The organism is Actinotignum sp. usb-actsch-rep-73 (assembly GCF_059082735.1).
In genome coordinates this window covers 1-2400 of record NZ_JBHNPV010000025.1, presented here as the reverse complement: position 1 = coordinate 2400, position 2400 = coordinate 1, and the positions used below count along the sequence as shown (strand labels likewise).

Genomic DNA, 2400 nt, shown 5'->3' with positions numbered 1-2400 from the left:
ACAAGCGGCAATGGCAAACGCTCCGGGGTCTCGACCGTGGCGTAACCGAAGACGGTGCCTTGGTCACCTGCTCCTTGGAGGGCGAATTCGGTGTCGTCACCGAACCGTGCTTCGAGCGATCGGGTGACTCCTGCGTTGATGTCTGGGGATTGGCGGTGTGTCCAGACGAAGACGAGGAACTTCCACGGCACATAACCCGCCTTTACCAGCGCGTAACGCACCGATTCACGAATACGCGGCCGGCAGGTAGTGGTGATTTCACCTGTGACGATAATCCGTCGCCCAGATGCCATCACTTCTACTGCAACGCGGGCAACAGGATCCTCATAGAGGATATCGTCAAGGATCGTGTCAGCGATCAGATCGCAGAGCTTATCGGGATGGCCGACACACACGGCCTCAGCAGTCTTCGTAACAGACATACACACACTCACTTTCAGATCAAAAGGGGCGAAACAAAACGCCCACCCGTCAAACACAGGCAGGCACGAAAAAGGGTTGTTTTAGGAGCGGGCTTTGAGCAGTTGCTCCATCACGTCATCACCAGGAGCTGCGCCCGAGTAGTCGGTGGTGCAGGTGGCGCGCACGATCTCGTAAATCTCATACCAATACACATTCGCTTGCTTCCCAAACGACTGGCTCATCGCCACAAATGGGCTAGCGATCGCGGCACCCGTGGTCGGATGCTTGCCAAGCAGGCCGAACTTGGAGATCGCCTGCTCGCACTGCACATACCGCGCGAAAGACTGCGCATAGGATTCAATCAAGCGCGGTGCAACAAACTGGGAACAGCCGCGTTGGTCGAGCCATTGCCATGTTTCTCGGTAGACGAGGTCAGCGCCGAGTGGTTTGCCATCGCGCTGAATGTCGGAGAGATAATCCGATGGTTCAGGCATGGTCTCACCAGCAAGCACCGCACCATCACCAATATCAGAGCCTTCAAAGTCGAACGGCTCACCCAGCGGATCCTCAAGCCGAGTGGCTGGGCGGCCAGCTGCGAGCTTCTCATTCAGCGGATCAGGCTTCGCTCCCGCACGGACGCGGCGGCCACCACGGTTCGTTCCGTCTTTCGCCACGGCGTAAGCCTCCTCTACTAATTTCGTGCCGTCTTGTGTTGCAATTAGGTATGGGTCGAGCGAAAACGAAAACGGAACTGTTAGAAGCAACCACTTCCCAATGGGATGTGCTGCAAGCATTGATTGACTCCATGCGACCAGAGATAGAAAAGGTCAGCCTGTTTTTCGGTGCTGACTTCGACCGTCCTGAACCCCACTGGGGCAGAGACAAGAACCTACGCGATGTCCTTGCCCACCTATACGCGTGGCAAAAGATGCTGTTCGACTTTGTTGACGCTAATCAAAACGGGACCGCCCAGTCATTCCTGCCCGCACCTCACACGTGGCGAACCACGCCAGCACTGAATACGGAAATCTGGGAGCAATACCAAGACACGCCACTGGGCGACATACAGGAGATTCTGGCCTCGAGCCATTCGCAGATCATCGAGCTCATCGGCAAGTTCACCAACGAGGAGCTATTCACCAAGAAGTATTTCCCCTGGACAGGCGGCACATCGCTGGGCTCCTATTTTGTGTCGGCGGCGCCTAGCCACTACGACTGGGCGATTAAGAAGCTCCGCGTCCACAATAAAGCCAACAAAACAAATTCCTGCCTCAGGATAGCGCCCAGCGGTTTCCTATTACGTGGCAGTTTAGACAGGCATGGAGACAGTTCCAACATCGATGAGCTTTCAGTCAATAGTGAAGTTGGCTTATCTCTGACTAGGTATGGTGAGGGAAAGGGCACTGATGCGTGATATCGTCAAAATCGCTCTGGTCTATGCCGTATGTGTTCTGGTATTCCAGACTGTTTTTCTCAGCGACCTGGTGTGGGTGCTGTACCCTGCGGCAGTCATTGAACCGATTCTCATACCTGTAGTCGCATTATTAATCACCCGGAAAATCCAGGTAGCAGACTGGCAGCTAAACTTTTTTGTTTTGCCACTCTTGCTTTACTGCTTTGGCTTGGTTGCTGACAGTATGGCATTTTGGATTTCAACTGGAGGAAGCGTGTTTGCAACCGGAAATCACATTTGGTATCAAGTAGCTTCAGATTCTCCTTCGGATGTTAAATGGTGCGGACTTTACGGAATCCCAGCTGTCATTTTCATGGCAGGCTACCTGATTCGTTTAGTGATACGAAAACGGGTAGCCTGCCATGTTTCTGAACCTAATAATCCGTCAGAAAATGAAGTTCGCTAGTTTCTCGCAGGCTTTATTATTTACCTCTGAGGAAATTGAACCAGCTAGCTTTCGCCTTAGAACCCTACCTGGGACTCCTGACATGACTGAAGTGAATGCTGCCAACGCTCCTGATGTATTTGAGGCATTAACGCTGGTG

General features: G+C 53.1%; 4 protein-coding genes. 2 read left to right on the top strand and 2 right to left on the bottom strand.

Annotation, left to right across the window (positions count from 1 at the left end; translation table 11 throughout):
• Both AC5RE1_RS01665 and AC5RE1_RS01660 read right to left on the bottom strand, forming a co-directional pair.
• The coding region (locus tag AC5RE1_RS01665; protein WP_493938236.1) for an S-adenosylmethionine synthetase N-terminal domain-containing protein at positions 1-422 on the bottom strand (422 nt) is incomplete at its 3' end.
• An 81-nt stretch (positions 423-503) separates the two neighbouring features.
• Complete coding sequence (locus AC5RE1_RS01660; protein ID WP_040318329.1) at positions 504-1076, bottom strand: P27 family phage terminase small subunit; 573 nt, start codon at positions 1074-1076, stop codon at positions 504-506.
• Between the two features lie 50 nt (positions 1077-1126).
• Between AC5RE1_RS01660 and AC5RE1_RS01655 the strand changes: the two genes are divergently transcribed.
• A complete protein-coding gene (locus tag AC5RE1_RS01655) occupies positions 1127-1816 on the top strand; it encodes a ClbS/DfsB family four-helix bundle protein (protein WP_083856912.1) in 690 nt (229 codons plus the stop codon).
• Positions 1809-2261, top strand: coding sequence for a hypothetical protein (locus AC5RE1_RS01650; protein WP_006680356.1), 453 nt, complete (start codon positions 1809-1811; stop codon positions 2259-2261). The genes AC5RE1_RS01655 and AC5RE1_RS01650 overlap by 8 nt, the downstream gene beginning before the upstream one ends.
• Positions 2262-2400: the final 139 nt, after the last annotated feature.

Coding starts and splice junctions, on each gene's coding strand:
- AC5RE1_RS01655 (WP_083856912.1), top strand. CDS start 1,127: ATGGGTCGAGCGAAAACGAAAACGGAACTGTTAGAAGCAACCACTTCC.
- AC5RE1_RS01650 (WP_006680356.1), top strand. CDS start 1,809: ATGCGTGATATCGTCAAAATCGCTCTGGTCTATGCCGTATGTGTTCTG.